The sequence below is a fragment of the Lentzea sp. NPDC060358 genome (assembly GCF_042725365.1).
In the GTDB taxonomy this organism is placed as follows: domain Bacteria; phylum Actinomycetota; class Actinomycetes; order Mycobacteriales; family Pseudonocardiaceae; genus Lentzea.
Genome location: NZ_JBHXCW010000040.1, coordinates 1 through 22,457, shown reverse-complemented (window position 1 = coordinate 22,457; position 22,457 = coordinate 1). Strand labels below are relative to the sequence as shown.

The following is a 22,457-nucleotide window of genomic DNA, read 5'->3' as shown; positions in this document are numbered from 1 at the left end:
TCAGACCGGGTAGGCGTGCGTCTCGGTCGCCTTCACCGCCGCCCACAGCTCGTCGCCCGGCCGCAGCCGCAGGTCGGCGAGTGTGGCGGTGGTGATGTCGGCCAGGACGTCCGGTGCGCCGTCGAGCCGGACGCGGGTCGTGTGCGCGTGCTGCTCGATCGCGGCGACCGTGACGGGCCAGGTGTTGCGCGGGCTGCCGGTCGGCCGGTCCGGGTGCAGGCCCACGGCGGTCGGCGGGAACACCACGTGCACCGGTCCGTCGACCGGCGCGGGGATGGTGAGGGTGCCGCCGCCGTCCAGGGCGACCGAGGTGCCGGTGGCGGTGCCGCGGTAGAAGTTCAGGCCGACGAGGTTCGCCACGTAGCCGGTGCGCGGCTGCCGGGCGACCTCGGCCGGGGAGCCCTGCTGCACGGCGCGGCCGTCCTCCAGGATCACCAGCCGGTCGGCGAGCACCATCGCGTCCAGCGGGTCGTGGGTGACCAGCAGCGTGTGGCCGCCGAAGTCCGCGAGGTGGCGGCCCAGCTCGGACCGCACCTGCAGGCGGGTGCTCGCGTCCAGGGCCGCCAGGGGTTCGTCCAGCAGGAGCAGGCTCGGGCCGGTGACGAGGGCGCGGGCGAGCGCGACCCGCTGCGCCTGACCTCCCGACAGGGCACGGGGTTTGGCCTGCTCGTGCCCGGCGAGCCCGACCCGGTCGAGCCACCGGGCGGCCCGCGCCCGCGCCTCGGTGCGGCGGGTGCCGCGGGCGCGCAGGCCGAACGCCACGTTCTCGAGCGCCGACAGGTGCGCGAAGAGCAGGTAGTCCTGGAACACCACGCCGATCGGGCGCCGTTCGGGCGGCAGGAAGGCCGCCGGACCGTCCCAGGTGGACTCCCCCGTGCCGATGTGCCCGGAGGACAACGGGAGCAGGCCCGCCAGCGCGCGCAGGGCGGTCGACTTGCCGGCACCGTTCGGGCCGAGCAGGGCGACGACCTCGCCCGGCGCGATGGTCAGGTCGAGGTCGAGGCTGAAGGTCCCGCGCGTGACGCGCAGCTGTGCGGTCAGGGTCATGCCGGCCCGCTGATCCACCGGTCGCGCAGCCCGGCCAGCACCCCGACGGACACCAGCAGCAGCACGACGCTCAGCACGATCGCCGCGTCCGGATCCGTTTCCAGGGCGAGGTAGACGGCGAGCGGCATCGTCGTCGTCTCGCCGGGGAAGTTGCCGGCGAACGTGATCGTGGCGCCGAACTCCCCCAGCGCCCGCGCCCAGCACAGGACACCGCCCGCCACGACACCGGGCAGCACGGACGGCAGCGTCACCCGGCGGAACGTCAGCCAGCGCGACGCCCCGAGCGTGGCCGCGGCCTCCTCGAACCGGGGGTCGGCCGCGCGCAGCGCCCCCTCGACCGAGATCACCAGGAACGGCATGGCGACGAACGCCTCGGCCACCACCACACCGGCCGTGGTGAACGGCAGCGAGATGCCGAACCACGCGTCCAGGTGCTCGCCGATCAGCCCCCTGCGGCCGAGCACCAGCAGCAGCGCCACGCCGCCGACGACGGGCGGCAGCACCAGCGGCACCGTCACCAGGGCGCGGAGGAACCCCCGGCCCGGCAGACCGGATCGCGCCAGCAGCCACGCGAGCGGGATGCCGAGGAGCAGGCACAGCACCGTGGCGAGCGACGCGCAGAGCAGCGAGAGCTTCAGCGCCTCGCCGACCTCGGCGCTCAGGAGCTGCCCGGTGAGGCTCCCCCACGGCGCCCGCACGAGCAGCCCGGCCAGCGGCACGAGCAGGAACGCGAGGCCGAGGAAGGCGGGAAGGGCGAGGACGACCGGCAGCCGGCCTCGCCGCAGTCGGCGCGTCACGGGCTGCCGAAGCCCGCCGCGGTCAGCACCGACCTGGCCTGGTCGGAGAGCACGAACGCGACGAACGCCTTGGCCGCCGCCGCGTTCGGCGCCTTCGCGACCGCGGCGATCGGGTAGTCGTTGACGGCCTGGCCGGCCTCGGCGAAGTCGATGCCCTCGACCCTGTCCCCCGCCGCCTTCACGTCGGTCCGGTAGACGAGCGCGCCGTCGACCTCGCCGAGCGAGACCTTGGTCAGCACGGCCTTCACGTCCTGCTCCAGCGTGTCCGGCCGCGGCGTCACCTTCGCGGCCTCGAAGACCTTCTTCGCCGCGGCACCGCAGGGAACCTGCTCGGCGCACAGCGCGATCTTCCGGTCCGCCACCGCGAAGTCCGCCAGACCCGTGATCTTGCCGGGGTTGCCCTTCGGCACGGCGATCGCGAGCTCGTTCTTCGCGAACGTCGCCGGCGTGTCCGTGACGGCCTTGGTGTCGGTGACCTGCTTCATGTTCGCGGGCGCGGCCGAGGCGAACACGTCCGCGGGCGCGCCCTGGTTGAGCTGCTGCGCGAGCGCGGAGCTGCCGGCGAAGTTGAACCTGACCTTCGTGCCGGGGTTCGCGGTCTCGAAGTCCGCGCCCAGCCGGGTGAAGGTCTCGGTGAGCGAGGCCGCCGCGAACACGGTCAGGTCACCGGTGACCCCCGGGGCGCTGGAGCCCTGGGCCCCGGACCCGCAGCCCGCGAGCAGCAGGGCGGCGGCCACGACCACGCCGCACGGGGTTCTGGTCATGGGCTCAGGCCTCCGGGATCTCGACGACGACGTTGGTGGACTTGATCGACGCGACGGCGACGCTGCCGACCTCGAGCCCGAGCTCGTCGGCGGCCTCGCGGCTCATCAGCGACACGATCCGGAACGGCCCGGCCTGCATCTCGACCTGCGCCATCACGCCGTCCTTGAGCACGCGGGTGACGATCCCCCGCATCCGGTTGCGCGCGGACGCGGCGACGGTGATCCCGGGCTCGGCCGTGTCGGTCATCCGCTGCGCGAACGCCGCGAGCTCCTTGCCGTCGATGGCCTTGCGCCCATTGTCGAGCGTGGTCGACGCCAGGCGCCCGTTCTCCACCCACCGCCGCACGGTGTCGTCGCTGACCCCGAGCAGGGCGGCCGCTTCGCTGATCCGCAGATTCGGCACGGTGGCCATCGTAGATGCCGCACCTGCGGACTCAATGTCGAGAGGCGTTTGCGGGTCGAATCGTGATCTGGGTCCGCGAGCACGGGACCGATGCGGCCTGATGACCGCAGGTGCGGGCATTCTGGCGGTGCGGCTTCCGGCGGAACTCCCTGGGTCATACCGTGAGGGCGTGGACCTCGATGCCCACGCGGGAGCCGGTCAACGTCTCTCACCGCACGACGCGAGTGCGGGAAGTCCACTGCGAGGCGCGGTGGATGCGCTGCAGCGCCGTGGCGACCACCGGGCCGGTGAGCGCGTCGCACCAGCCGCCGCGCGGGCCGTGCCGGGCGGCCTCCTCGTCGAGCCGGTCTGTGACGGAGGACCTCACCCACCGACCGGGTGAACCCGGTGTGAACCCGGTCCCCCGTGGGTAACCGCGCGCTGCGAGACACCCCTGCCGCCCGCTGCCGAAGGACCACCATGACCATGCTCAGCACCGCCCCGGCAGCCACGCGACCGGCGCAGCCCGCGGCCTCCCAGCAGTGGCAGCCCAACTGCCGCGCGGTGCGCCACGCCGTCGACCTCATGGGCCTGCTGGGCGTCGTGTCCGGCACCGCGACGGGCACGTTCACGCTGGTCTTCGGCGGCGCGCTGGTCCTGCTGGCCGGGACGTGCCTGCACGCCTCCGCCCGCACGGCCGGGCCCCGTCAGCCGTAGGGCGGGTCAGGCCCGGCAGCTGCCCCTCCGCTGCGACCCGACGACGCGCAGCAGGTCGAGCTTCTGCTCGTCCCCGGACCCCGGCGCGGCCGTCCGTTCCGGGTCACCGGGGTAGCGGCCCGCAGCGGCCCGCGGGTGGCCGACCAGCCGGCCCTGCCGGATCGACCGCCGAGGACGGCCGTGGACGAACCGGCACGACAGCGCGGAGGTGCGGCTAGCCGGCGGACACCCACGCCGGTTCCCGGTCGCGCGTCATCGGCGGGACCTTGAAGTGCGCGTAGGTGTACTTGCCGGTGATCGCGCCGCCGGCGTCGAAGTGGAAGACGTCCATCCCCTGCCACACCATGCGCGGGCCGTGGCGCAGCAACCCCATCAGCCGCAGGGGGAGGAAGACGCCGCGCGGCCGGGAGACGTCGATCCGGCACGCCCAGCGGATCGCCACCCGCCGCCCCGGTTCGTCGACGACCTTGTCGTGCACGTCGAACCTCATCGCGCCGTAGCGGCCGGCGAACTGGGGTGCGAACTCCGCGCGGATGGCGTCCCTGCCGCGGTGCGTGGCGCCGTCGCCCGGCTGGTACTCGGCGTCGTCGGCGAAGAACGCCATGACGCGGTCGAGGTCGTTGACGTTGAACGCCTCCACGAACTCGTCGACGGTCGCGGACAGGGAGCTCGGGGCAGGGTTCATCGGATCTCGGCCCCTCGGGTCGGGACGGCGTGGCGCCACCATAAGAGAACACCGTACTTTTAACCAAGCGGGTTGGTAGGGTGCCGTCTCACATGGACGCGTCATTCCGCCGGGCACGGCACCCGGAGCAGAAGGAGCAGCGGCGCGAGGCGATCCTCGCCGCCGCCCGCGACCTGGCCCTCGACGCCGGCGTCACGCGGGTCAGCCTCGGCGACATCGCCGCCGCCGTCGGGCTGGTGAAGTCGAACGTCCTGCGCTACTTCGGCACCCGCGAGGAGATCTACCTGCAGCTCGCGATGCGCCTGGGCACCGAGTGGGCCGACGCGGTGACCGAAGGGCTCGAGACGGCCGCGGGCATCGAGCAGATGGCCACCGTGCTCGCGGACTCCTTCGGCGACCGGCCGCTGTACTGCGACCTGATCAGCCACGCGGAGACCGTGCTGGAGCACAACGTCTCGCTCGAGGTGCTGCACACCTACAAGCTGTGGGCGATCGGCGTGTACGGCCGGGTGGGCGAGCGGATCGTCCGCGCCTGCCCGGAGCTGAGCGGGCAGGAGGGGGCGTCCGTGGTGTTCGCCGCCGGGGCGTTCGTCGGCAGGCTCCACCCGATCACCCGCCCGCCCGCGGCACTGGCCGAGCTGTACGCGCGCGAACCCGCGATCGCCGCGGTGTTCCCGCCGTTCCGCCCCGCACTGCGGGGCTTCCTCGTGGCCACGGCCACGGGTCTGCCCGCGGTGCGGGGCGGGTGATCAGGCCCTCAGCGCCTTGCGGTCCCGGTCGCGCGTCCCGTCCACCACCAGGAAGACGACGCTGCCCAGCGCCGGGAAGGACTCTCGGGAATCGCGACGCCCGCTTCGAAGATCACCCCGCCTGCGGTACCGCGATCGGGTCGCGCCCGATCCCCCGGTTCGCGCGCACTCCCAGGACCAGCGCCAGGTTCGCGGCCGCGGCGGCACCGAGCACCGCGGTGGCCGGCGCTCCCGGGCTGGGCAGCGCGAGGACGCCGAGGAACGCGCCCGCCAGTGCCGCGCCGACCACGACCAGCGCCGCGCGCCGCCACCGGGGAGTCCACTCGGGACGGTCTACCGCCAGCACGGCGCCGAGTCCCACCAGCAGGCCGACGCCCGGCACGATCGCGGTGGCGCTGAAGAGGAAGTCGCCGGGGTCGACCGTCCAGGTCAGCAGGACGCCGAGCAGCCAGCCGCCGAGCCCGAGCGGAAGCGCGGTGGCGAACCGGATCCAGGCGCTCGCCCGCGGGCGGAAGCCGTCACGCCGCCGGGAGGCGCGGAACAGCAGGCCGAGCACGAGGAGACCGAGCACCGCGCCGCCGACCGCGCCGCCGACCAGGAGCCGGGCGATGGCGGACATGGTGAACGGGACGTCGGCGAAGGCGATCGGGCGGTTGTCGAAGCCGGAGCTGTCGACCTCGCCCGACCGGTAGAACTTCGTGAGCATCTCCTCGCTCGCCTCCGGGCGGTGCTCCCAGAAGTCGCCCGAGTGGCCGAGACCGGGGAGCACGACCTGCTTGCCGCGCTTGAGCGACGGGAGCAGTTCGTCGGTGGCGAACTGCGACGGGGTGGAGAAGTCGACCTCGCCGCTGACGACGAGCGTCTCGACGTCGGTGGGGCGGGTGGTGCGGTACTCGGCGTTGTCCGGGCTGTCGGGCCACACGCCCGCGCGACCGGAGCCCGCCCAGAGGAAGTCGGTCGAGGCGTTGCCGAGGATGGAGCCGGGGTCGCCGCCCGCGTCGTAGTACCGCTGGAGCACCGGGGAGTCGATCATGGTGAACGAGGCCACCTCACCCCACACCATGCCGTCGGGCAGCGCGATGTCGGCGAGGACGGACATCGCCCACAGGGCTCCGGCGTCGCCGCTGAGGTAGGCGTCGAGGACGGTGGGGGCGCTGTTGGGGGCGGACCCCTTGCCGTTGTTGTGCATGGCGTACTGGCTCAGGATGCGGACGTTCGTGTCCTTGATGGACAGCGGTCCCCACCCGTCGGGGATCGAGGCGGCGCCCTGCCGGATCGAGGCGGCGAGGTCGGAGGTGCGCGCGGAGCAGGACTCGTCGGCCCTGCACAGCTCGGTGTACTGGCCGAACTGCGAGTCGGTGGTGGCCGGGTCCCAGAACAGGTGGCCGGGCGGGTTGACCCCGACCAGCACCGACCGGTTCAGCGACTCGGGGTGGCGCCACGCGTAGACCATCGCGGTCCGGGTGGCCGCGCTCGTGCTGAACAGGTTGATCCGCCCGTAGCCCAGTGCGGTGCGGGCGGCCTCGACGTCGTCGACCCGCTGGGCGATGGAGTAGCCGGTGAGGTCGATGCCGTCGTCGGTGAGGCGCTTGGCGCACTGCTCGAACGCCTTCGTGGTGGCGGGCAGCGTCTTCTCGGCCGTGAGGCCGTCCGCGGAGCGCATCGCCGAGGCGACCTCCGGGCAGTCGAGGCGGCGCGACCCGTCGGCGCCGCGGTAGCCCACGAGCACGACGTCGCCGACGTCGCGCAGCCTGCTCGCCTGGGGGAAGTCCAGGTTCGTTGTGCCGGGCCCGCCGACGAGCCGGAACACCGGCGCGCCGGGAGTGGCCGAGGTGGTGCGGATCCGGACGACCGGCAGCGCGATGAGGTCGGACGCGGGGTCGCGCCTGTTCTCCGGGACGACGAGCGTGCCGCAGTCGGCGGGGACGGCGCCGGCCTCGGTGTCGAAGTCGCACGGCTCGGTCGTCAGCGAACCGGCACGCGCGCCGTCGGGCACGGAGAGAGCCTGCTCCGGGCGGACGGCCAGGAAGGCCAGGCCGAGCAGCACGGCTGCGGCGAGACCGGCGGCCACCACCCGGCGGGAAGGCTTGATCGAAGGCATGACCGAAACCTAGGAACTCCCGGGATCGCGATCTTCCCCTCGGCGAGGAGAACCGTCTCCCCCGCGCGAGGGATGCCGCCGCGGGCGCGGCCTGACATCGTCGGCAGGTGATCACCAGCCCCTCGCTGTCCCTGGCCAGGACCAAGCTGCAGCGCCAGTCCGTCCTCATCGCCGTGGTCTGCGCGATCGCCGACGTGCTGTCGTTCCTCGTGCAGGACCTCCCGGTCGACGGCGCGTGGGTGGTGGCGCTGCTGGGGATCGTGGCCGTCGACGCGGCACTCGCGTCGCGGACGAAGTGGTCGGGCGCGGTCGCGATCGTCGCTGTGCTGTTCAACGCGCTGGTGGCGCTGCTGCTCGGCGGGCCGCGCACGTTGCGGCTGAACGAGACCGGCGTCCTCGTGGCCTCCTACCGGGCCGGCGCCTGGCTGCGCGGCCGCCGGGCAGTGGTCCCGCTGCTGGTGGTGATCGGCGGGATGGTGCTGGCCCACCTCACCCGCGGGTACGCGCTCGACTGGTACGTCCTGCTGTCCGCGGCCAAGACCGTGCTGATCTCGTGGCTCGTCGGCCGCTACACCACCTCCCGCCGCGCCTACCTCGACGAGATGAGACGCCGGGCGGAGCAGGAGGAGCGCGAGGCGAAGGAGGCGGTCGACGCGGCCATCGCCGAGGACCGCGCCGCCATCGCCCGCGACCTGCACGACGTGATCACCCACCACGTCAGCGCCATCAGCGTGCACGCCGGCGCGGCCCGGCTGCGACTCACCCGCACCGCCGGCGACGAATCCGCGCTGAGGTCCGTGCGGTCCGTCGAGGACTCCAGCCGCACGGCGCTGCACGACCTGCGGCAGATGCTCGACCTCCTGCTGGGCCAGCGGCCGAAGGCGGCGCGCGACCCCGGTCTCGCCGACATCGGCACGATGCTGGAACGCCTGCGGGAGACGGGACTGGAGGTGCGCCTGGACGTGTCCGGGACGCCGCGCGCCCTGCCGCCGGGACTCGACGCCGCGGTGTTCCGGATCGTGCAGGAGATGCTGACCAACGCGTTGCGCCACGGACACGGCGGGCCGATCGAGGTCGCGGTGCGCCACACCGGTGAGGGGCTGGAGATCGAGACGGTCAACCCGCTCGCGCCGGAAAAGGTTGCGGCATCGGGGATCCCCGCTCGGACGGCGCCCCGCGAGGGCCGTGGCCTGGCGGGCATCCGGGCCCGTGCCGACGAGTTCGGCGGGGTCGTCGAGGGCGGTGCGCCGCCGGGCGGGGAGAATTGGCGGACCGCCGTCTCGTTCCCCCTCGGAGGACCGCAGTGACCATCACCGTCCTGGTCGCGGACGACCACGCGGTCTTCCGCTCCGGGCTGCGCGCCATCCTCGACACCGAGGACGACATCGAGGTCGTGGCCGAGGTCGCCGACGGGGACCAGGCCGTGGACGCGGCGCTGCGGCTGCGGCCGGACGTCGCGGTGCTCGACATCCGGATGCCGCGGCGCGACGGTCTCGGTGCGGCGTCGGCGATCCTGGCCGCGCCCGGCAACCGCACCAGGGTCGTCGTGCTGACCACGCACGACACCGACGAGTACGTGCACCGCGCGATGAGCGCCGGAGCGCGCGGGTTCCTGCTGAAGTCCATGCCGCCGGAGGAGATGATCGCGGCGGTGCGCATCGCGGCGCGCGACGACGTGCTGATCGACCCGTCGATCGTGCGGCGGCACCTCGCCCGGTTCGCCGACACGCTGAGCGCCCCCGCCGCACCGAGCGACCTCGACCGGCTGACCGCGCGGGAGAGCGAGGTGCTGCTCCTGCTCTCCCGCGCGCACACCAACTCCGAGATCGCCGGGCTCCTGCACGTCGGCGAGGAGACCGTGAAGTCGCACGTGTCGAGCATCCTGCGCAAGCTCGGCCTGCGCGACCGCACCCACGCCGTGGCCTACGCCCACCTCACGGGGTTCGCGAGCCGGCCGCCGCGCTGAGCCGCCCGTCCGCCTCGGCGGTCGCGGCGGTGATCCGCGCCAGGAACGACGCCACGGCACGGAGTTCGCCCGGCGGGGTGGTGCCGAGGACGTCCGCGACCTCCGCTCCGGCGAGGGCGAGGAACCGGCGGGCCTGCTCGCGCGAGCCGGGCGCCGGGCGGAGCGTGACGCGGCGGCGGTCGGCGCTCTCGCGGCTGCGCACGACGTGCCCCGTGGTCTCCAGGCGGTTCAGCAGGATCGTGGTCGCGCCGGTGGTCATGCCGATCTGCCGGGCCAGCCGGGCCGGTGAGAGCGGTTCCCCGGCCTCGGCCGCCCAGATGATCTGGCCCAGCGCGTTCGCGTCGGAGACCGGCAGCCGCATCCACGCGGCGAGGTGCTGGTTGAGCGCCGTGAACCCGACGACCCAGTCGCGCAGGCGGTGCATCACCTCGACCTGGGCCGGCGACCAGTCCGCGGAGAGCGGGTCGACGTCCGTCATGCACGTCCCTTCACACCGAAGTAGCTTTGCTGCAAAGCTACCAAGGGGAGTGGGACATGACGACACGGCACGCGGTGGTCTCCGGCGCGAGCATCGCCGGGCTCTCGGCCGCGTTCTGGTTGCGGCGCACCGGGTGGGAGGTGACCGTGCTGGAGCGCGCGGAGTCCTTCCGCGACGGCGGGCAGAACGTCGACGTGCGCGGCACCGCCCGCGAGGTGCTCGCGAGGATGGGGCTGACCGAGGCGGTCCGGGCGCAGAACACCACCGAGACCGGCACGGTGTTCGTCGACTCGGCAGGCCGGGTGCTCGCGGAGCTGCCCTCCGACGGGCCGGACGGCGCGACCGCCGAGCTCGAGGTGCTGCGCGGCGACTTCGCCCGCACGATCCTCGACAACCTGCCCGGCGGGGTCGAGATGGTCTACGGCGACACCATCGCCGAGGTCGACGAGGGTTCGGAGGACACCGACGTCACGATCACCACGGCGTCCGGCCGCACGCTGCGCGCCGACCTGCTCGTGATCGCCGAGGGCGTGCGTTCGTCCACCCGCGACCTGCTGTTCGGCGGCCTCGTGGACCGCCGCGACCTCGGCATCGCGATCGTCTTCGGCACGATCCCGCGCACGGCGGACGACGACCGCCGGTGGCGCTGGTACACCACGACCGGCGGGCGGCAGGTCCACCTGCGCCCGGACAACCACGGCACGACCCGCGCGATGCTCGCCTGCACCGGCGACCTCGGCGACCTCGGCCGCGCCGAGGCCCTGCGCCACTTCCGCGACCGCTTCACCGACGCCGGCTGGGAGTCCCGCCGCGTCCTCGACGGGTTCGACGGCTCCGCCGACGTCTACGTCGACCAGCTCACCCAGATCCGGATGCCCACCTGGCACCGCGGGCGGGTGTGCCTCGTCGGCGACGCCGCGTGGTGCGTCACGCCGCTGGGCGGAGGGGGCGCCTCCCTCGCGCTGGTGAGCGGCTACGTGCTGGCGGCCCAGCTCTCCACGAGCCCGGAGGCGGAGACCGCGCTCGCCGCCTACGAGGAGTGGCTCCGGCCCCTCGTCGACGACGTGCAGAACTTCCCGGGCTGGATGGTGCCCTTCGCCTACCCGCGGACGGCGCTCGGCCTGCGGCTGCGGCGGGTGGCGGACAAGGTCATGACCTCGCGGCTGCTGGCGCCGCTGACGGCCAAGATCACCCAGGTCGCCGCCAGCGACCGGGCGTTGCCGCCGATCACGGCCCGCGCCTAGCCAGAGCCTGGCCCGCGGCAGTCGCGACCGAGGGCCCCCGCAGAAGGCCCGAACACGCCCGGCATGAGGGCACCGCGGCGGCGTCTCCCTGGGCATCCGGATACACCCGCGCCGCCTTCGGGACATCCGGATACACGCGCGCCGCCTCCGGGACATCCGGATACACCCGCGCCGCCTTCGGGACATCCGGATACACGCGCGCCGCCTCCGGGACGCCCGGATGCGCTCGCGTCGCCTCCGGGTCTCCCGGCCGCGACTCCCCTCGCACGGACCCGCCGCACCCGTCAGGGCTGGAGGTTCTCCAGGTCCGCCAGCAGGGACGGGTGCTGCGGCTTCCAGCCCAGCACCTCGCGGGTGCGGGCGCTCGACGCGGGCTGGTCGGCGGCGAAGATGACGCCGAGCGGCCCGTAGGTCTGCGCCGGCACCGGCTCGACCGGCAGCCCGAGCCGCCGCCCGATCACGGCCGCGATGTCGCGCACCTGGTCGCCCTCGTCGTCGACGGCGTGCCAGGAGGTGCCGGCCTCCGCCTTCTCCAGGGCGAGCCGGAAGAGCACGGCGGCGTCGAGGGCGTGCACGGCGGGCCAGCGCTGCGTGCCGTCGCCCGCGTAGCCGGAGACACCGGTCTGGCGGGCGATGCCGGTGAGCAGCCCGGCGAACCCGCCGTGGCCCTCGTTGTGGACGGTGCGCGGCAGCCGGACGGCCGAGGCCCTGACCCCGCGCGAGGCGAGGGCGAGCACTCCCCCGACGGCGCGGCCGCGGCCGCCGACCGGTCCGTCGGTCGGGATCGGGTCGTCCTCGGTGGCGGCCCGGCCCGGCGCGGCCGGGGTGCCCGAGCAGACGACGAACGGGCGGTCCGTGCCGGTGAGCGCCTCGCCCAGGGCCGCGAGGGCGGCGCCTTCCTCGGCGACGGCGGCGGCCAGGGCCTGCGGGCTGCTGAAGTCGTTCGCGAAGGCCAGGTGGATCACGCCGTCGGCCTGGGCGGCGGCGGTGCGCAGCACGTCCAGGTCGGCCAGCCCTCCCCTGACCACCTCGGCACCGGCCGCCGCCGCGGCCTGGGCGGAGGCGTCGGACCGGGCCAGCGCGAGGACGCCGTGGCCGTGGGCGAGCAACTCGGCGACGACGGCCGACCCGATGAGGCCGGTGCCACCGGTGATGAAGACGCGCATGGAACTCTCCCGCAAGTGATGGGACTGTTGTCCCATGACCGTACCAGAGTGATGGGACAAAGGTCCCGTCACGTATGCTGGGCCCATGGGCCGCTGGGAACCGGGCGCGCGGGAACGCCTCGTCGTCGCCGCCGTCGACCTGTTCACCGAGCAGGGGTACGACGCCACGACGGTCGCGCAGATCGCCGAACGCGCCGGGGTCACCAAGAGCACGTTCTTCCGGCACTTCCCCGACAAGCGCGAGCTGCTGGTGGCGGGCCAGGAGACGCTGTGCCGCCTGCTGGCCGAGGGCATCGCCGAGGCTCCGGACGGCGCGAGCCCGCTCGAGGCGGTCGCCTCCGGCCTGGACCGCGCCTCGACCGCGATGGGCCCGATGAGCCGCGAGCTCGCCCCGCGCCTGAAGGCCGCCGTCGCCGCGAGCGCCGAGCTGCGGGAGCGCGACGCGCTCAAGAGCGTCAGCCTGGCGGCCGCGATGACCACCGCCCTGGTCGCGCGCGGCGTGCCCGACCCGACCGCCGCCCTCGCCAGCGAGCTGGGCCTGCTCGCGTTCAAGCGGGGGTACGCGCAGTGGTCCGACGGCGACCGCGCGCCCGAGTCGGACTTCGCCGGGTACCTGCGCAAGGCGCTCGACGAGCTGCGGGCGGCGAGCGCGGCGCTGCACTGAGCGGCCGGGCGGGAGCAGCGGTGCCGACGACGATCGTGAACGCCCGCGTGTTCGACGGGGCGGGACTCCGGGACGCGACGTCGGTCCGGTTCGCGGACGGGGTGATCACCGAGCACTCCGCGCCGCGGCCGGGCGACGAGGTGGTCGACGCGCGGGGCGGCACGGTGCTGCCCGGCCTGGTCGACACGCACGTGCACCTCGTGCCCGGTGCGCTCGAGCAGTCGCTGGCCTTCGGCGTCACGACCGTGCTCGACATGTTCAGCAAGCCGGACGTGGTGGCCGCGGCCAGGCGCCGGGCGGCCGGCGACGACGTCGCCGACGTGCGGTCGTCGGGCATCGGTGCCACCGCGCCGGGCGGGCACCCGTCCCTGGTGTACGCGCCGATCCCGACGCTGACCAGCGCCGCCGAGGCCGGCGGGTTCGTCGCGGACCGGGTCGCGGAGGGCGCCGACCACCTGAAGGTCGTCTCCGGCGTCGGCGGGCAGTGGCCGGCGCTCGACGACGCCACCGTCACCGCGCTGGTCACCGCCGCGCACGCCCGCGGCCTGCTCGTCGTCGGTCACGTGAGCTCGGTCGCCGGGGTCGAGCAGGTCGTGGCGGCCGGGGTCGGCGTGGTGGCGCACGTCCCCGTGGACGCCCCGCTGGGCGACGCCCTGATCGCGCGCATCGCCGCGGCCGGGATCGCGGTCGGCCCGACGCTCGCCACGGTCGAGAACACCCTCGGCGAACCCGGTGGCGCGGCGGTGGCCGCCGACCCGCGGCTCGCCGGGGTGCTCGGGGACACCTGGGTGCGCCGGCTGAGCGAGGACGTCCCGCAGTTCGGCGGGCCGCCCTACGCGCGGGCCGAGGACACCGTGCGGCGCCTGGCGGAAGCGGGGGTCACCCTGCTGGCGGGCACCGACGCGCCGAACCCCGGCACCGTGTTCGGCGCGAGCCTGCACCGGGAGCTGGAGCTGCTCGTGCGCTGCGGCCTCCGTCCGGCGCGGGCCCTCGCCGCCGCCACGTCCGTGCCGGCCCGGGTGTTCGGTCTCGCCGACCGCGGGCGGATCGCGCCCGGGCTGCGCGCCGACCTGGTCCTCGTGTCCGGCGACCCGCTGGCGGACATCACGGCGACGCGCGCGATCGAGCGGATCTGGCGCGGGGGCGTCCAGTGCGACCGGCACGCCTTCGCGGCGAGTGCCGCCGAGGCCGAGCAGATCGCCGCGTTCGACGCTCGGGTGGCGGAAGTCGTCGCGGCCGTGCGCCGGCGTCGCAAGAGAATCTGATCCGGGGCAACCATTCCCTCGGCCCGACTGGTAGTAGCGACGACGGACCGAGTCGAAGGGCCGGAAGTGGTGCGCTCACCTGAGGGGTTCGAGGAGTTCGTGGCGGAGGCGTCCCCGCGGCTCTTGCGGCTGGCGTTCCTGCTCACGCGGGACACCGGACACGCGGAAGACCTGCTGCAGACCGCGCTCGCGAAAGCGTGGCGGGCCTGGGGCCGCGTGGACGGCGATCCCGAACCGTACGTGCGGCGGATCGTCGTGACCGTGCACGCCACCTGGTGGCGGCGCCGGTGGCGGGGCGAGGAACCGACCGGCGAGCTGCCGGAACGCCCCGGCGCGGCACCGCAGGACGCGGTGGACGAGCGCGAGTGGCTGTGGCAGGCGCTGGGCAGGCTGCCGCGCCGGCAGCGGACGGTGGTGGTGCTGCGGTTCTACGAGGACCTCACCGAGGCGCAGGTCGCCGCGCTGCTCGGCTGCTCCGTCGGCACGGTCAAGAGCCAGGCGAGCAAGGCGCTCGCGAAGCTGCGGCTCGACGGCACGATCACCACGTTCGAAGGGGTGCGGCGATGAACCTGACCGACCTCACCGAGGTGCTGCGCGACCGCGCCCAGCTGCCGGACTCCCCGCACGAGGCGCGGATGGCGGGGGTGCGGGCACGGGTGTCGTCCACCCGCAGGAAGCGGGCGGTCGCCGGCGCCGCGTGCGTGGTGCTCGCCCTCGTCGGCATCGTCTACGCGACCCTCCCCCGCCCGCAGGCCCTGCCAGGGCCCGCGGTGCCGCCGCGCAGCCTGCCGGAGTACCAGCTCGGCACCAGGCTCGTCGGCCAGGCGTGGGGGGACCTGCCGGCCACGACGGTCACCCTGCGGTTCGTGCCGAAGTCGCTCGACCTCTCGGTGTTCACCCGGTGCGAGACCGGCTCCGACGACCTCCTCGTCATCAGCACGACGATCAACGACCACCCGTACACGGGGAAGAGCAGCTGCGGGGCCACGAGCCACCCGACCGTACCGGAGGACTTCGGCGTGGTGCTGGGACAGCCCTCGGTCATCGTCCTGACGGTGGTCGGCAGGCAGGGCTCGCCCACCCCGGAGGACCCGTTCCCGGTGCTCCCGCCGCCCGCGAGCGGCTCGTTCGCCGTCGGGATCGGCGAGGCGGTCCCGGTGGACGAGTATCCGTTCCCTCCCCGCCCGCAGACGCTCGAGACGTTCGAGCCGAAGTACCCGGCACCCGAGGTCGAGCTCCGGTCCGACCCGGCGAACCCCGCCGGCCGCAGGGAGTTCCCCGTCACCTGGCCGGGCAGCAGCGGGATGCGGGCCCAGCTGAACACGCCCGGCAGGCTCCGGGTGCTGGTCGACGGCGTCGAGGTGATCGACCTGCGCGGCTGGTCCTACGAGGTCAGTTCGATGGAGATCTTCCCGAACGCGGCGAAGGGCGAACTCCAGTTCGCGCAGGGCCAGAGCGTCACGATCACCGTGATCACCGAGCGCGTCACGGGCGACTGGGAGGTGGGCGTCGTCCCGCGGGACCGGTGAGCACGCGTCCTCGAACACCTGGCGGACCACCATCGCGCCACACCAGCACCGCGAGCGCGACGCGCACACAGCGCACGCGCTGACCGCACCCGGCGGACGCGTTGAGCACCCTGCTCCTGCCGCGGATACGCAGAGGCGGGGTTGGCTGCGCGCCGCGCACGACCGGTCCAATGGCGTTGTTCCCCCACGACCAAAGGACTTCCATGACCAGCACGGTGCAAGAGACCCTCGACCCGGCCGGCTTCGCCTTCACCCGGCAGGCGTGGGTCGACGCCACCCCCGCCGACGTCTACGGGCTGGTGAGCGACGTGTCCGCGATCGGGCGGTGGAGCCCGACCGCGAGCGACGTCGCCTACGACGAGGGCGACGGGCCGGAGGCGGGCGCGTGGTTCAGCGGTCGCAACCGCCGCGGCGACAAGGAGTGGACGAGCCGCTCCCAGGTGGTGGCGGCCGAGCCCGGCGCCGTGTTCGCCTTCGTCGTCGACGGCATCGTCGAATGGCGCTGGACGATGCGCGCCCAGGGCCGGGGCACCGTGGCGGAGCAGTCGTGGCGGCTGCTCCGCCTGGACCCCGTCCTCGGCGAGACCCGTGACGACCTGACCGCGCTGCGCGACTACATGGCCGCCAGCGTCGAGACCACGCTCGCGGCGCTCGCGGAGTGGGTCACGACCCGGCGCTGACCACGGCCGGGCGGGATCGCGGACCGGCTCGTCGTGCACGCGCTCGGGTGCCGGGCAACCATGGACTCATGACGGGCGGAGGAGCCTCGGCGGCACGGACGGGGCCTGCGGGCGCGCATCGAGCGCGGCCAGCAGCTGCTCGGCGCCCCGGTCCGGTCCCGCGGCCCGCACCGCGTCCCTCAGCTGCGCGAACGGGTTCTCCTCGCGCAGCACCGATCCCAGCGCGGCCGTCACGTCCTCGGGCGTGGCCGCGTTCGGGTCCAGGCACACGCCCGCCCCCGAGCGCTCCGCGTCGTGGGCGATGGCGAACTGGTCGCTGGAGAACGGCAGGACGACGGCGGGCACCCCCGCCGCGAGGCATTCCGTGAACGAGTTGTTGCCACCGTGGTGCACCATCGCGGCCACGTGCGGGAGCAGCGCGCGTTGCGGGACGACGGACTCCAGCACCACCCGCGGGTTCTCCGCCAGGTCGGCGAGCTCGGCCACCCGGCCGCCCGCGGCGACCACCACGGTCAGGTCCGGGATCCGCAGGGCGCCCTCGACCACCTTGCGCAGCACGTCGTGCCGCGCGGACAGGAAGGTCCCGAGCGCCACCAGCAGGACCCGGCGGCCGCGCACCCGGTCGAGCCAGACGTCGTCGAGCTCGGCAGGGGTCGTGCAGTGGCCGAGGAAGATCTGCCGCTGCTGCTGCGGCAACGGCGGCAGCCAGGGCAGGTCCGGGTAGTTCACCACCGCGGCACGGGAAGAGGTGAGTGCGAACGCACGACGCGGCACCGGCCGTGAGGGCGCGGCCTCGCGCAGGAACCGGGTGTACGACGCCGTGAAGGCGAGATCCGTCTGGCGCACCTCCGCGGCCAGCTCCGCGAGCTCCGCGGGTGGCACGCGCACCGCCGACGGCCATGCCTGCGGCAGCCCGAAGAACTGGTTGTCCCGTGCGACCAGGTAGGTCGGGTGTCCGGTCACAAAGGACACGAACGGCAGGTCGAGTGCGTGCAGCGCAAGCGTTGTGGCGTAGTCGATCTGGTCGACGACGTACCAGTCGGGCCGCAGCCGTTCGTGCAGCGCGGCGAGGTGGTGCAGCACCTGGCCGGGATCGGCGAGTGGTTCCGCCCTGCGCCGGCGCGTCTGCGCGAGCAGTGCCGCCGCCGCACCCCCTTGGGTGGCAACGAGGAAGTCGGTGAGCTGCTGGGCCGAGCGCGCGTCCTGCTCGGTCCGCTCGGCGATGCCGCTGTTCGAGTCGCGGGTGGTTCTCATTGCCGCGAAAGGGAGTTCCGGGGCGAGACCGGCGAACTCCGGCCCGCAGGCGAACGTCACCTCCCGCGCTCCCGCTCGGCTCAGCGCCGTCGCGAAGACCGACATCGGCTGGGCGTGCGAGTGGAACGGCGGGCTGACAACGGCAAACCGTGACACTGGTCTCCTCCTCGTTGGCACTGCTCGAAAATTGTTCGATCCAAGCGGCGATCCGGTTCGAACAAGAGGATGTGCGGACACATCCGGAAGTACTGCGTGAGCTGGAGACCAGGAGCGCCGGGACGACACCGGCGGACCCCCGGAACCTGATCGGCGCCTTCGTGCGGGACCCGAGCCCCGAGGCGTTCTCGCTGACGTGCGAACAGATACCGGCGGTGGTGCGGCACCACGGCGCCGGGGCGGCGACCGCCGAGCTGCGCCGGGCGGCCCTGTCCACTGAGGACCGCGAGGTCGTCGCGGACCTGCTCGACCTCGCGGCCCTGCACCGCCTCGCGCCGCTGGACGCGGACGAGGCGCGCGGGACCGCCGGCGGCCCGGCGCTGTGGCGCTACCTCGACTCGCTGGGCGAGCCGGTGGACGACTGCCCCAGCTCCCCCTACGAGAAGCTGATGCTCGACCTCCTGCACGACGACGTGCCGCTCCCCCAGGCTCCTCCCGCGACGGGGCCGGTGGTCGCGCAGGCCATGCTCCTCGGTGGCACCGCGCGGCCGGGCGAGGGCGCGAGCGGCGGGCTCACCGTGTTCCTGTCGTCGCTGGCGGTCGCGTTGGTGAGCAGGGAGGACATCGGCCGGGTGGTCACGGTCGTCCTCGCCCCCGAACCGACCGCGGTGGCCGTCGTCAAGTCCTCCGAGCACGACCACTGGACGGTGCACGTGCCGGTCGACTCGCCGGTGGCGCTCGCCCAGCCGGAGATGGCCCGGCACCGGGCCGGCATCACGTGGTGGCTGAGCAGGCTGCTGCCCCGGTGCGGGCTGACGCCCGACGTCGTGCACGTCCGCTACTCCGACGACGGGTCGCTCGCCGTGGCCGACGCCGCACGCCTGCTCGGTGCGAAGCTCGTCTTCACCGTCACCCCGGACCCGCACCGCCACCTCGCCGAGCGCCACCCCGACGACGCCGCGGACCTCACGGCCATGCGGTTCGACCTGCACCGCGTGCGCGCCGCCGACCACCTCGTGCGGCGCGCGGACCAGGTGATCACCATCGGTGGCCGGCAGGACGAGGTGCTCGAGCACTTCCCGCAGCTCACCCCGGACACCGTCCTGGCGCTGGAGGAGGGCATCACCCCGGGCCCGGCGCGGACCGGGCGGCCACTGGTGCCCGAGCTGTTCGCCCCGTCGGCCCTGCCCCGCCTCGACGACTCGGCGCGGGGCCTGCCCGTGCTGCTGAACGTGGGGCGGCTGCACCCGATGAAGCAGCAGCCGCTGCTGGTGCGGGCGTGGCTGGAGGCGGGCCTGCACCACCGGACCGCGCTGGTGGTCATCGGCGGGTCCTCCACGGACCGCACGCCGGACGAGCAGGCGGTGCTCGACGAGGTCCTCGCCCTGGCCCGCTCGGCTCCCGCGGCCCGCGGCCGGCTCGCCGTGCTGCACGCCTGGTCCAACGACGCCATCCGGAGGCTGCAGCACGAGCTGGCGGCCCGTCCCGCCGCCTCCGGCGCACCGCACGTCTACGCGTGCAGCAGCGCCAAGGAGGAGTTCGGCATCGCCGTGCTCGAGGCCATGGAGGCCGGGCTGCTCGCCGTTGGCCCGCAGCGCGGCGGCCTGTCGTGCTACGTGGACGAGGGGCGCAACGGGTTCCTGGTCGACACGTCGTCCGCGCGGTCGCTCGGCGAGGGCCTGGACCGCGTCGTCGGCCTCGGCGCCACCACCGCGGACGTCGCGGCGGCCGGGCAACGGACCGTGCGCGAGCGCTTCCACATCGACGCCGTGGCGGAGCCGTTCGCGGCGCTCTACCGCCGGCTGGCGGGCTGACCGGCCCGCGTCACGCCCGCCCGACCTGGTCCTCGGCCCAGGCCGCCCACTCCTGGCCGAGGGCGTGCAGGCGCAGGCCGTGCTCGAGCGCGATCCGGCCGAAGCGGGCCTCCTGGCCGTCCTCGCCCGCTTCGGCCAGGTCCGCGAGCGCGGCCAGCTCGGCGTGCCGCTGCGCTGCGAGGTCGGCCTGCCTGCGCAGGTAGGCGACCGCCTGCTCGGCCGGCAGGAGGTGCAGGAAGAAGACCCTCAGCAGCATGGCGTTGCGGCGGGGCGGTTCGGGGTCGACCCCGGTCATCCAGTGCAGGAGCTCGTCGCGGCCCGCCCCGGTGATCGCGTACTCCTTGCGGCCGCGCGGGCCCTCCGCCGCGGCCTCGGCGAGGCCGTCCGCGGCCAGCTTCGCGAGCTCGCCGTAGACCTGGCTCTGCGTGGCCGTCCAGACCTTGCCGAGTGAGAGGTCGAAGCGCTTCATCAGGTCGTACCCGCTGGCGGGGCCCGAGGCCAGCATGCCCAGCACGGCGTGGCGAAGGCTCATGCCGGCCATCCTGACACTCCACCGTTGACATGTCGAATCACGACCTTCTAGTTTTGACATGTCACTTCTGGAAGGTGGAGCATGAGCAGTGCGTACACGCAGGGGTTGCTCACCCCTGTGGCGGACGAGACCGACGCCGTCGACCTCGCGGTCCGCGGCCGCATCCCGGCCGAGCTGACCGGCCGGTACTTCCGCAACGGCCCCAACCCGCCGCCGGGACGCGACGCGGCGCACTTCTTCGGCGGCGACGGCATGATCCACGGCGTCCGGCTCCGGGACGGCCGCGCCGAGTGGTACCGCAACCGGTGGGTGCGCACGGCGAAGCTCGCCGGCGAGCCGCGGTGGACCGAGGACGGCCCCGACCTGCGGGTCGCGAGCGCCAACACGCACGTCATCCGGCACGCCGGCAAGATCTTCGCGCTGGTCGAGGCGGGGCTGCCGTACGAGATGACACCGGAGCTCGAGACCGTCGGCCCGTGGGACTACGGCGGGAGGCTGACGACCGCGATGACCGCGCATCCCAAGGAGGACCCGGTCACCGGCGACCTGCACGTGTTCGGCTACGGCCGGGTACCGCCGCACCTGACCTACCACCGGATCACCGCCGCCGGCGAACTGGCCGAGTCCCGGCACGTCGAGGTGCCCGGCCCGACGATGATGCACGACTTCGCGATCACCGAGAGCTTCGTCGTGTGGCTGGACCTGCCCGCGGTGCTCGACGGCGATCCACGGGCGCCGGGACTGCCGTACCGGTGGGACGACGACTACGGCGCGCGCCTCGGCGTGATGCCCCGCGGCGGCGGTGACGTGCGGTGGTTCGAGATCGAGCCGTGCTACGTCTTCCACGTCGGCAACGCCTACGAGCAGGACGGCAAGATCGTGCTCGACGCCGTGCGCTACTCACGGCTGCAGTTCAAGACCATGTGGGGCGAGATCAGCAGGAGCAGCAACCCGGCGGCGGAGACCGGCGGCACGACCCTGCACCGCTGGACGCTCGACCCCGGCACCGGCGCGGTCGCGGAGGACCGGCTCGACGACCGCATGGTCGAGTTCCCGACCGTCAACGACGACCGCGTCGGCCGGCCCAGCCGGTTCCTCTACACGGTGACCGAACGGGAGATCGTCAAGTACGACACCGTGTCGGGCGCCGTCTCCGTGCACGATCCCGGCCGCCAGCCGAGCGAGGCGGAGTTCGTGCCCCGGGCGAACGCGCGCACCGAGGACGACGGCTGGCTCATGTCCATCGTCACCCGGCACGACATGAGCGGGTCCGAGCTGCTCGTCCTCGACGCGAGGGACCTGGAGCCGGTCGCGTCGGTCGAGCTGCCCCGGCGGGTCCCGATGGGCTTCCACGGCAACTGGCTCCCGGACGCATGACCGCCCGCGGACCGGATCGCGGCGTGCTCGCCTGGGAGCTCACCGGCTACGGCGGACCGGAGGTGCTCCGCCTCGGCACCCGTCCGGCGCCGCGCCCCGGACCGCGCGACGTCGTCATCGCCACGCGCGCGGTCGGCCTCAACCCCGTCGACCTCCTCCAGCGGTCCGGCCGGTTCCGGTTCGCCCACCCCGCCCGGTTCCCGCTCGTGCCCGGCAACGAGTGCTCCGGCGTGGTGGTCGCGCTCGGTTCGGACGTGCGCTCGTTCGCCGTCGGCGACGCCGTGTTCACCCGCACCTCCAAGACGCGGCTCGGAACGCTCGCGGGCCAAGTCGTCGTCGAGGAGGACCTGGTCGCGCCCCTGCCGCGGAGCCTGGACTTCGTCTCCGCCGCCGCGGTTCCGCTGGCGGGGACGACCGCGCTGCAGGCGGTCCGCGACGCGCTGGAGGTCCGGGCGGAGGACCGCGTGCTCGTCACGGGCGGTTCCGGCTCGGTCGGCATGGTCGCGATCCAGCTCGCCGCACACGCCGGGGCCACCGTGACGACGACGGCGTCGGCCACGAGCGAGGCCCTGCTCCGGGACCTGGGTGCCGCCACGGTGATCGACTACCACGTGGACGCCGTCGGCGGCGAGCGGTTCGACAAGGTCCTGGACCTGGTCGGGGACGTCGCGGCGCTCGCGGACGTCGTCGCGCCGGGCGGGCGGCTGGTCACCGTGTCGGCCACGCCGACCCCGGGGTCCATCCGGCACGACTACCCGATGGCCCCGTGGCGGGCCGCGGTGCTGGAGACGGCGCTGCGGCTCGCCACCCTCGGGCCGCGGCGGCGCGCCCGCCGGGGCGGCTACTCCTACCGGTTCCTGTCCATGCGCCCCGACGGCGGCGACCTGCGCGAGCTCGCGGCTCTGGTCGACACCGGCGTGCTGCGTGTGAAGATCGACAGCACCTACCCGTTCGACCGCGCGGCCGACGCGTTCGCCCGCGTCGAGTCCCGCCGCGCCAAGGGCAAGGTCGTCGTCCCGCTGCGCGCGGTCGGTGGCCAGGGGGTGCCGGCCGGCCGCCTCACCCGCGCTCGCGGCGGCGATGATCCGGG

Annotated in this window: 24 protein-coding genes; 13 read left to right on the top strand and 11 right to left on the bottom strand. The window is 74.2% G+C overall.

Going from position 1 to position 22,457, the window contains the following annotated elements:
* From ACFWGZ_RS11880 to ACFWGZ_RS11860, 5 genes are all read right to left on the bottom strand, one after another.
* Nucleotides 1-1,047, bottom strand: a complete 1,047-nt coding sequence (locus ACFWGZ_RS11880) for an ABC transporter ATP-binding protein (protein ID WP_382451461.1) — start codon at nucleotides 1,045-1,047, stop codon at nucleotides 1-3.
* Entirely contained in the window at nucleotides 1,044-1,844 is an 801-nt protein-coding gene (gene modB / locus ACFWGZ_RS11875; RefSeq protein ID WP_382451460.1) for a molybdate ABC transporter permease subunit, read from the bottom strand. The genes ACFWGZ_RS11880 and modB overlap by 4 nt, the downstream gene beginning before the upstream one ends.
* Complete coding sequence (modA, locus tag ACFWGZ_RS11870) at nucleotides 1,841-2,608, bottom strand: molybdate ABC transporter substrate-binding protein (RefSeq protein ID WP_382451459.1); 768 nt, start codon at nucleotides 2,606-2,608, stop codon at nucleotides 1,841-1,843. Before modA ends, modB begins: the two co-directional genes overlap by 4 nt.
* Nucleotides 2,609-2,612: 4 nt before the next feature.
* A complete protein-coding gene (locus ACFWGZ_RS11865; RefSeq protein ID WP_382451458.1) occupies nucleotides 2,613-3,011 on the bottom strand; it encodes a molybdopterin-binding protein in 399 nt (132 codons plus the stop codon).
* A gap of 208 nt (nucleotides 3,012-3,219) precedes the next feature.
* A complete protein-coding gene (locus tag ACFWGZ_RS11860) occupies nucleotides 3,220-3,378 on the bottom strand; it encodes a hypothetical protein (protein ID WP_382451457.1) in 159 nt (52 codons plus the stop codon).
* Nucleotides 3,379-3,470: 92 nt separating this feature from the next.
* Here ACFWGZ_RS11860 and ACFWGZ_RS11855 point away from each other — a divergent pair, with 92 nt between their 5' ends.
* Entirely contained in the window at nucleotides 3,471-3,707 is a 237-nt protein-coding gene (locus ACFWGZ_RS11855) for a hypothetical protein (protein WP_382451456.1), read from the top strand.
* Nucleotides 3,708-3,921: 214 nt separating this feature from the next.
* Here the strand turns inward: ACFWGZ_RS11855 and ACFWGZ_RS11850 are convergent, their stop codons facing one another.
* A complete protein-coding gene (locus ACFWGZ_RS11850) occupies nucleotides 3,922-4,392 on the bottom strand; it encodes a YybH family protein (protein ID WP_382451455.1) in 471 nt (156 codons plus the stop codon).
* 92 nt (nucleotides 4,393-4,484) lie between these two features.
* Here ACFWGZ_RS11850 and ACFWGZ_RS11845 point away from each other — a divergent pair, with 92 nt between their 5' ends.
* Nucleotides 4,485-5,141, top strand: coding sequence for a TetR/AcrR family transcriptional regulator (locus ACFWGZ_RS11845; protein ID WP_382451454.1), 657 nt, complete (start codon nucleotides 4,485-4,487; stop codon nucleotides 5,139-5,141).
* A 112-nt stretch (nucleotides 5,142-5,253) separates the two neighbouring features.
* On the opposite strand, the gene ACFWGZ_RS11840 is transcribed toward ACFWGZ_RS11845, so the two are convergent.
* Entirely contained in the window at nucleotides 5,254-7,242 is a 1,989-nt protein-coding gene (locus ACFWGZ_RS11840; RefSeq protein WP_382451453.1) for a hypothetical protein, read from the bottom strand.
* Nucleotides 7,243-7,349: 107 nt separating this feature from the next.
* On the opposite strand from ACFWGZ_RS11840, the gene ACFWGZ_RS11835 reads away from it, so the two are divergent.
* Together ACFWGZ_RS11835 and ACFWGZ_RS11830 are read left to right on the top strand one after the other, a co-directional pair.
* Nucleotides 7,350-8,549 (top strand): sensor histidine kinase, encoded by a 1,200-nt coding sequence (locus ACFWGZ_RS11835; RefSeq protein ID WP_382451452.1) that lies wholly within the window; start codon nucleotides 7,350-7,352, stop codon nucleotides 8,547-8,549.
* Nucleotides 8,546-9,208, top strand: a complete 663-nt coding sequence (locus ACFWGZ_RS11830) for a response regulator (protein ID WP_382451451.1) — start codon at nucleotides 8,546-8,548, stop codon at nucleotides 9,206-9,208. Before ACFWGZ_RS11835 ends, ACFWGZ_RS11830 begins: the two co-directional genes overlap by 4 nt.
* Here ACFWGZ_RS11830 and ACFWGZ_RS11825 read toward each other — a convergent pair.
* The gene (locus tag ACFWGZ_RS11825; protein ID WP_382451450.1) at nucleotides 9,177-9,686 is read right to left on the bottom strand and encodes a MarR family winged helix-turn-helix transcriptional regulator; all 510 of its coding nucleotides are present in this window, start codon (nucleotides 9,684-9,686) and stop codon (nucleotides 9,177-9,179) included. The genes ACFWGZ_RS11830 and ACFWGZ_RS11825 overlap by 32 nt on opposite strands.
* Nucleotides 9,687-9,742: 56 nt before the next feature.
* On the opposite strand from ACFWGZ_RS11825, the gene ACFWGZ_RS11820 reads away from it, so the two are divergent.
* Complete coding sequence (locus ACFWGZ_RS11820) at nucleotides 9,743-10,930, top strand: FAD-dependent monooxygenase (RefSeq protein WP_382451449.1); 1,188 nt, start codon at nucleotides 9,743-9,745, stop codon at nucleotides 10,928-10,930.
* Between the two features lie 284 nt (nucleotides 10,931-11,214).
* On the opposite strand, the gene ACFWGZ_RS11815 is transcribed toward ACFWGZ_RS11820, so the two are convergent.
* Nucleotides 11,215-12,096 (bottom strand): NAD-dependent epimerase/dehydratase family protein, encoded by an 882-nt coding sequence (locus ACFWGZ_RS11815; protein ID WP_382451448.1) that lies wholly within the window; start codon nucleotides 12,094-12,096, stop codon nucleotides 11,215-11,217.
* Between the two features lie 85 nt (nucleotides 12,097-12,181).
* Between ACFWGZ_RS11815 and ACFWGZ_RS11810 the strand changes: the two genes are divergently transcribed.
* From ACFWGZ_RS11810 to ACFWGZ_RS11790, 5 genes are all read left to right on the top strand, one after another.
* Complete coding sequence (locus ACFWGZ_RS11810; RefSeq protein ID WP_382451447.1) at nucleotides 12,182-12,760, top strand: TetR/AcrR family transcriptional regulator; 579 nt, start codon at nucleotides 12,182-12,184, stop codon at nucleotides 12,758-12,760.
* A 20-nt stretch (nucleotides 12,761-12,780) separates the two neighbouring features.
* Nucleotides 12,781-14,025: an amidohydrolase family protein gene (locus tag ACFWGZ_RS11805; RefSeq protein ID WP_382451446.1), complete on the top strand. Its 1,245-nt coding sequence runs from the start codon at nucleotides 12,781-12,783 to the stop codon at nucleotides 14,023-14,025.
* 69 nt (nucleotides 14,026-14,094) lie between these two features.
* Nucleotides 14,095-14,592 (top strand): SigE family RNA polymerase sigma factor, encoded by a 498-nt coding sequence (locus ACFWGZ_RS11800; RefSeq protein ID WP_382451445.1) that lies wholly within the window; start codon nucleotides 14,095-14,097, stop codon nucleotides 14,590-14,592.
* Nucleotides 14,589-15,554, top strand: a complete 966-nt coding sequence (locus ACFWGZ_RS11795; protein ID WP_382451444.1) for a hypothetical protein — start codon at nucleotides 14,589-14,591, stop codon at nucleotides 15,552-15,554. The genes ACFWGZ_RS11800 and ACFWGZ_RS11795 overlap by 4 nt, the downstream gene beginning before the upstream one ends.
* 203 nt (nucleotides 15,555-15,757) lie before the next feature.
* A complete protein-coding gene (locus ACFWGZ_RS11790; protein ID WP_382451443.1) occupies nucleotides 15,758-16,234 on the top strand; it encodes an SRPBCC family protein in 477 nt (158 codons plus the stop codon).
* Between the two features lie 66 nt (nucleotides 16,235-16,300).
* Here the strand turns inward: ACFWGZ_RS11790 and ACFWGZ_RS11785 are convergent, their stop codons facing one another.
* Nucleotides 16,301-17,644, bottom strand: coding sequence for a glycosyltransferase (locus tag ACFWGZ_RS11785; protein WP_382451442.1), 1,344 nt, complete (start codon nucleotides 17,642-17,644; stop codon nucleotides 16,301-16,303).
* A 71-nt stretch (nucleotides 17,645-17,715) separates the two neighbouring features.
* Between ACFWGZ_RS11785 and ACFWGZ_RS11780 the strand changes: the two genes are divergently transcribed.
* Nucleotides 17,716-19,458: a glycosyltransferase family 4 protein gene (locus tag ACFWGZ_RS11780; RefSeq protein ID WP_382451441.1), complete on the top strand. Its 1,743-nt coding sequence runs from the start codon at nucleotides 17,716-17,718 to the stop codon at nucleotides 19,456-19,458.
* A 10-nt stretch (nucleotides 19,459-19,468) separates the two neighbouring features.
* Here ACFWGZ_RS11780 and ACFWGZ_RS11775 read toward each other — a convergent pair whose 3' ends face one another.
* Nucleotides 19,469-19,990 (bottom strand): PadR family transcriptional regulator, encoded by a 522-nt coding sequence (locus ACFWGZ_RS11775; protein ID WP_382451440.1) that lies wholly within the window; start codon nucleotides 19,988-19,990, stop codon nucleotides 19,469-19,471.
* A gap of 81 nt (nucleotides 19,991-20,071) precedes the next feature.
* Between ACFWGZ_RS11775 and ACFWGZ_RS11770 the strand changes: the two genes are divergently transcribed.
* A complete protein-coding gene (locus ACFWGZ_RS11770) occupies nucleotides 20,072-21,367 on the top strand; it encodes a carotenoid oxygenase family protein (protein ID WP_382451439.1) in 1,296 nt (431 codons plus the stop codon).
* A partial coding sequence (locus ACFWGZ_RS11765; RefSeq protein WP_382451438.1) for an NADP-dependent oxidoreductase occupies nucleotides 21,364-22,457 on the top strand: 1,094 nt, incomplete at its 3' end. The genes ACFWGZ_RS11770 and ACFWGZ_RS11765, both read left to right, overlap by 4 nt.

Excerpts from the sequence above, each read along its gene's own strand:
- ACFWGZ_RS11810 (WP_382451447.1), top strand. The coding sequence starts at position 12,182 with ATGGGCCGCTGGGAACCGGGCGCGCGGGAACGCCTCGTCGTCGCCGCC.
- ACFWGZ_RS11850 (WP_382451455.1), bottom strand. The coding sequence starts at position 4,392 with ATGAACCCTGCCCCGAGCTCCCTGTCCGCGACCGTCGACGAGTTCGTG.
- ACFWGZ_RS11845 (WP_382451454.1), top strand. The coding sequence starts at position 4,485 with ATGGACGCGTCATTCCGCCGGGCACGGCACCCGGAGCAGAAGGAGCAG.
- ACFWGZ_RS11790 (WP_382451443.1), top strand. The coding sequence starts at position 15,758 with ATGACCAGCACGGTGCAAGAGACCCTCGACCCGGCCGGCTTCGCCTTC.
- ACFWGZ_RS11770 (WP_382451439.1), top strand. The coding sequence starts at position 20,072 with ATGAGCAGTGCGTACACGCAGGGGTTGCTCACCCCTGTGGCGGACGAG.
- ACFWGZ_RS11840 (WP_382451453.1), bottom strand. The coding sequence starts at position 7,242 with ATGCCTTCGATCAAGCCTTCCCGCCGGGTGGTGGCCGCCGGTCTCGCC.
- ACFWGZ_RS11855 (WP_382451456.1), top strand. The coding sequence starts at position 3,471 with ATGACCATGCTCAGCACCGCCCCGGCAGCCACGCGACCGGCGCAGCCC.
- ACFWGZ_RS11815 (WP_382451448.1), bottom strand. The coding sequence starts at position 12,096 with ATGCGCGTCTTCATCACCGGTGGCACCGGCCTCATCGGGTCGGCCGTC.
- ACFWGZ_RS11820 (WP_382451449.1), top strand. The coding sequence starts at position 9,743 with ATGACGACACGGCACGCGGTGGTCTCCGGCGCGAGCATCGCCGGGCTC.
- ACFWGZ_RS11880 (WP_382451461.1), bottom strand. The coding sequence starts at position 1,047 with ATGACCCTGACCGCACAGCTGCGCGTCACGCGCGGGACCTTCAGCCTC.
- modA (WP_382451459.1), bottom strand. The coding sequence starts at position 2,608 with ATGACCAGAACCCCGTGCGGCGTGGTCGTGGCCGCCGCCCTGCTGCTC.
- ACFWGZ_RS11825 (WP_382451450.1), bottom strand. The coding sequence starts at position 9,686 with ATGACGGACGTCGACCCGCTCTCCGCGGACTGGTCGCCGGCCCAGGTC.
- ACFWGZ_RS11775 (WP_382451440.1), bottom strand. The coding sequence starts at position 19,990 with ATGAGCCTTCGCCACGCCGTGCTGGGCATGCTGGCCTCGGGCCCCGCC.
- ACFWGZ_RS11795 (WP_382451444.1), top strand. The coding sequence starts at position 14,589 with ATGAACCTGACCGACCTCACCGAGGTGCTGCGCGACCGCGCCCAGCTG.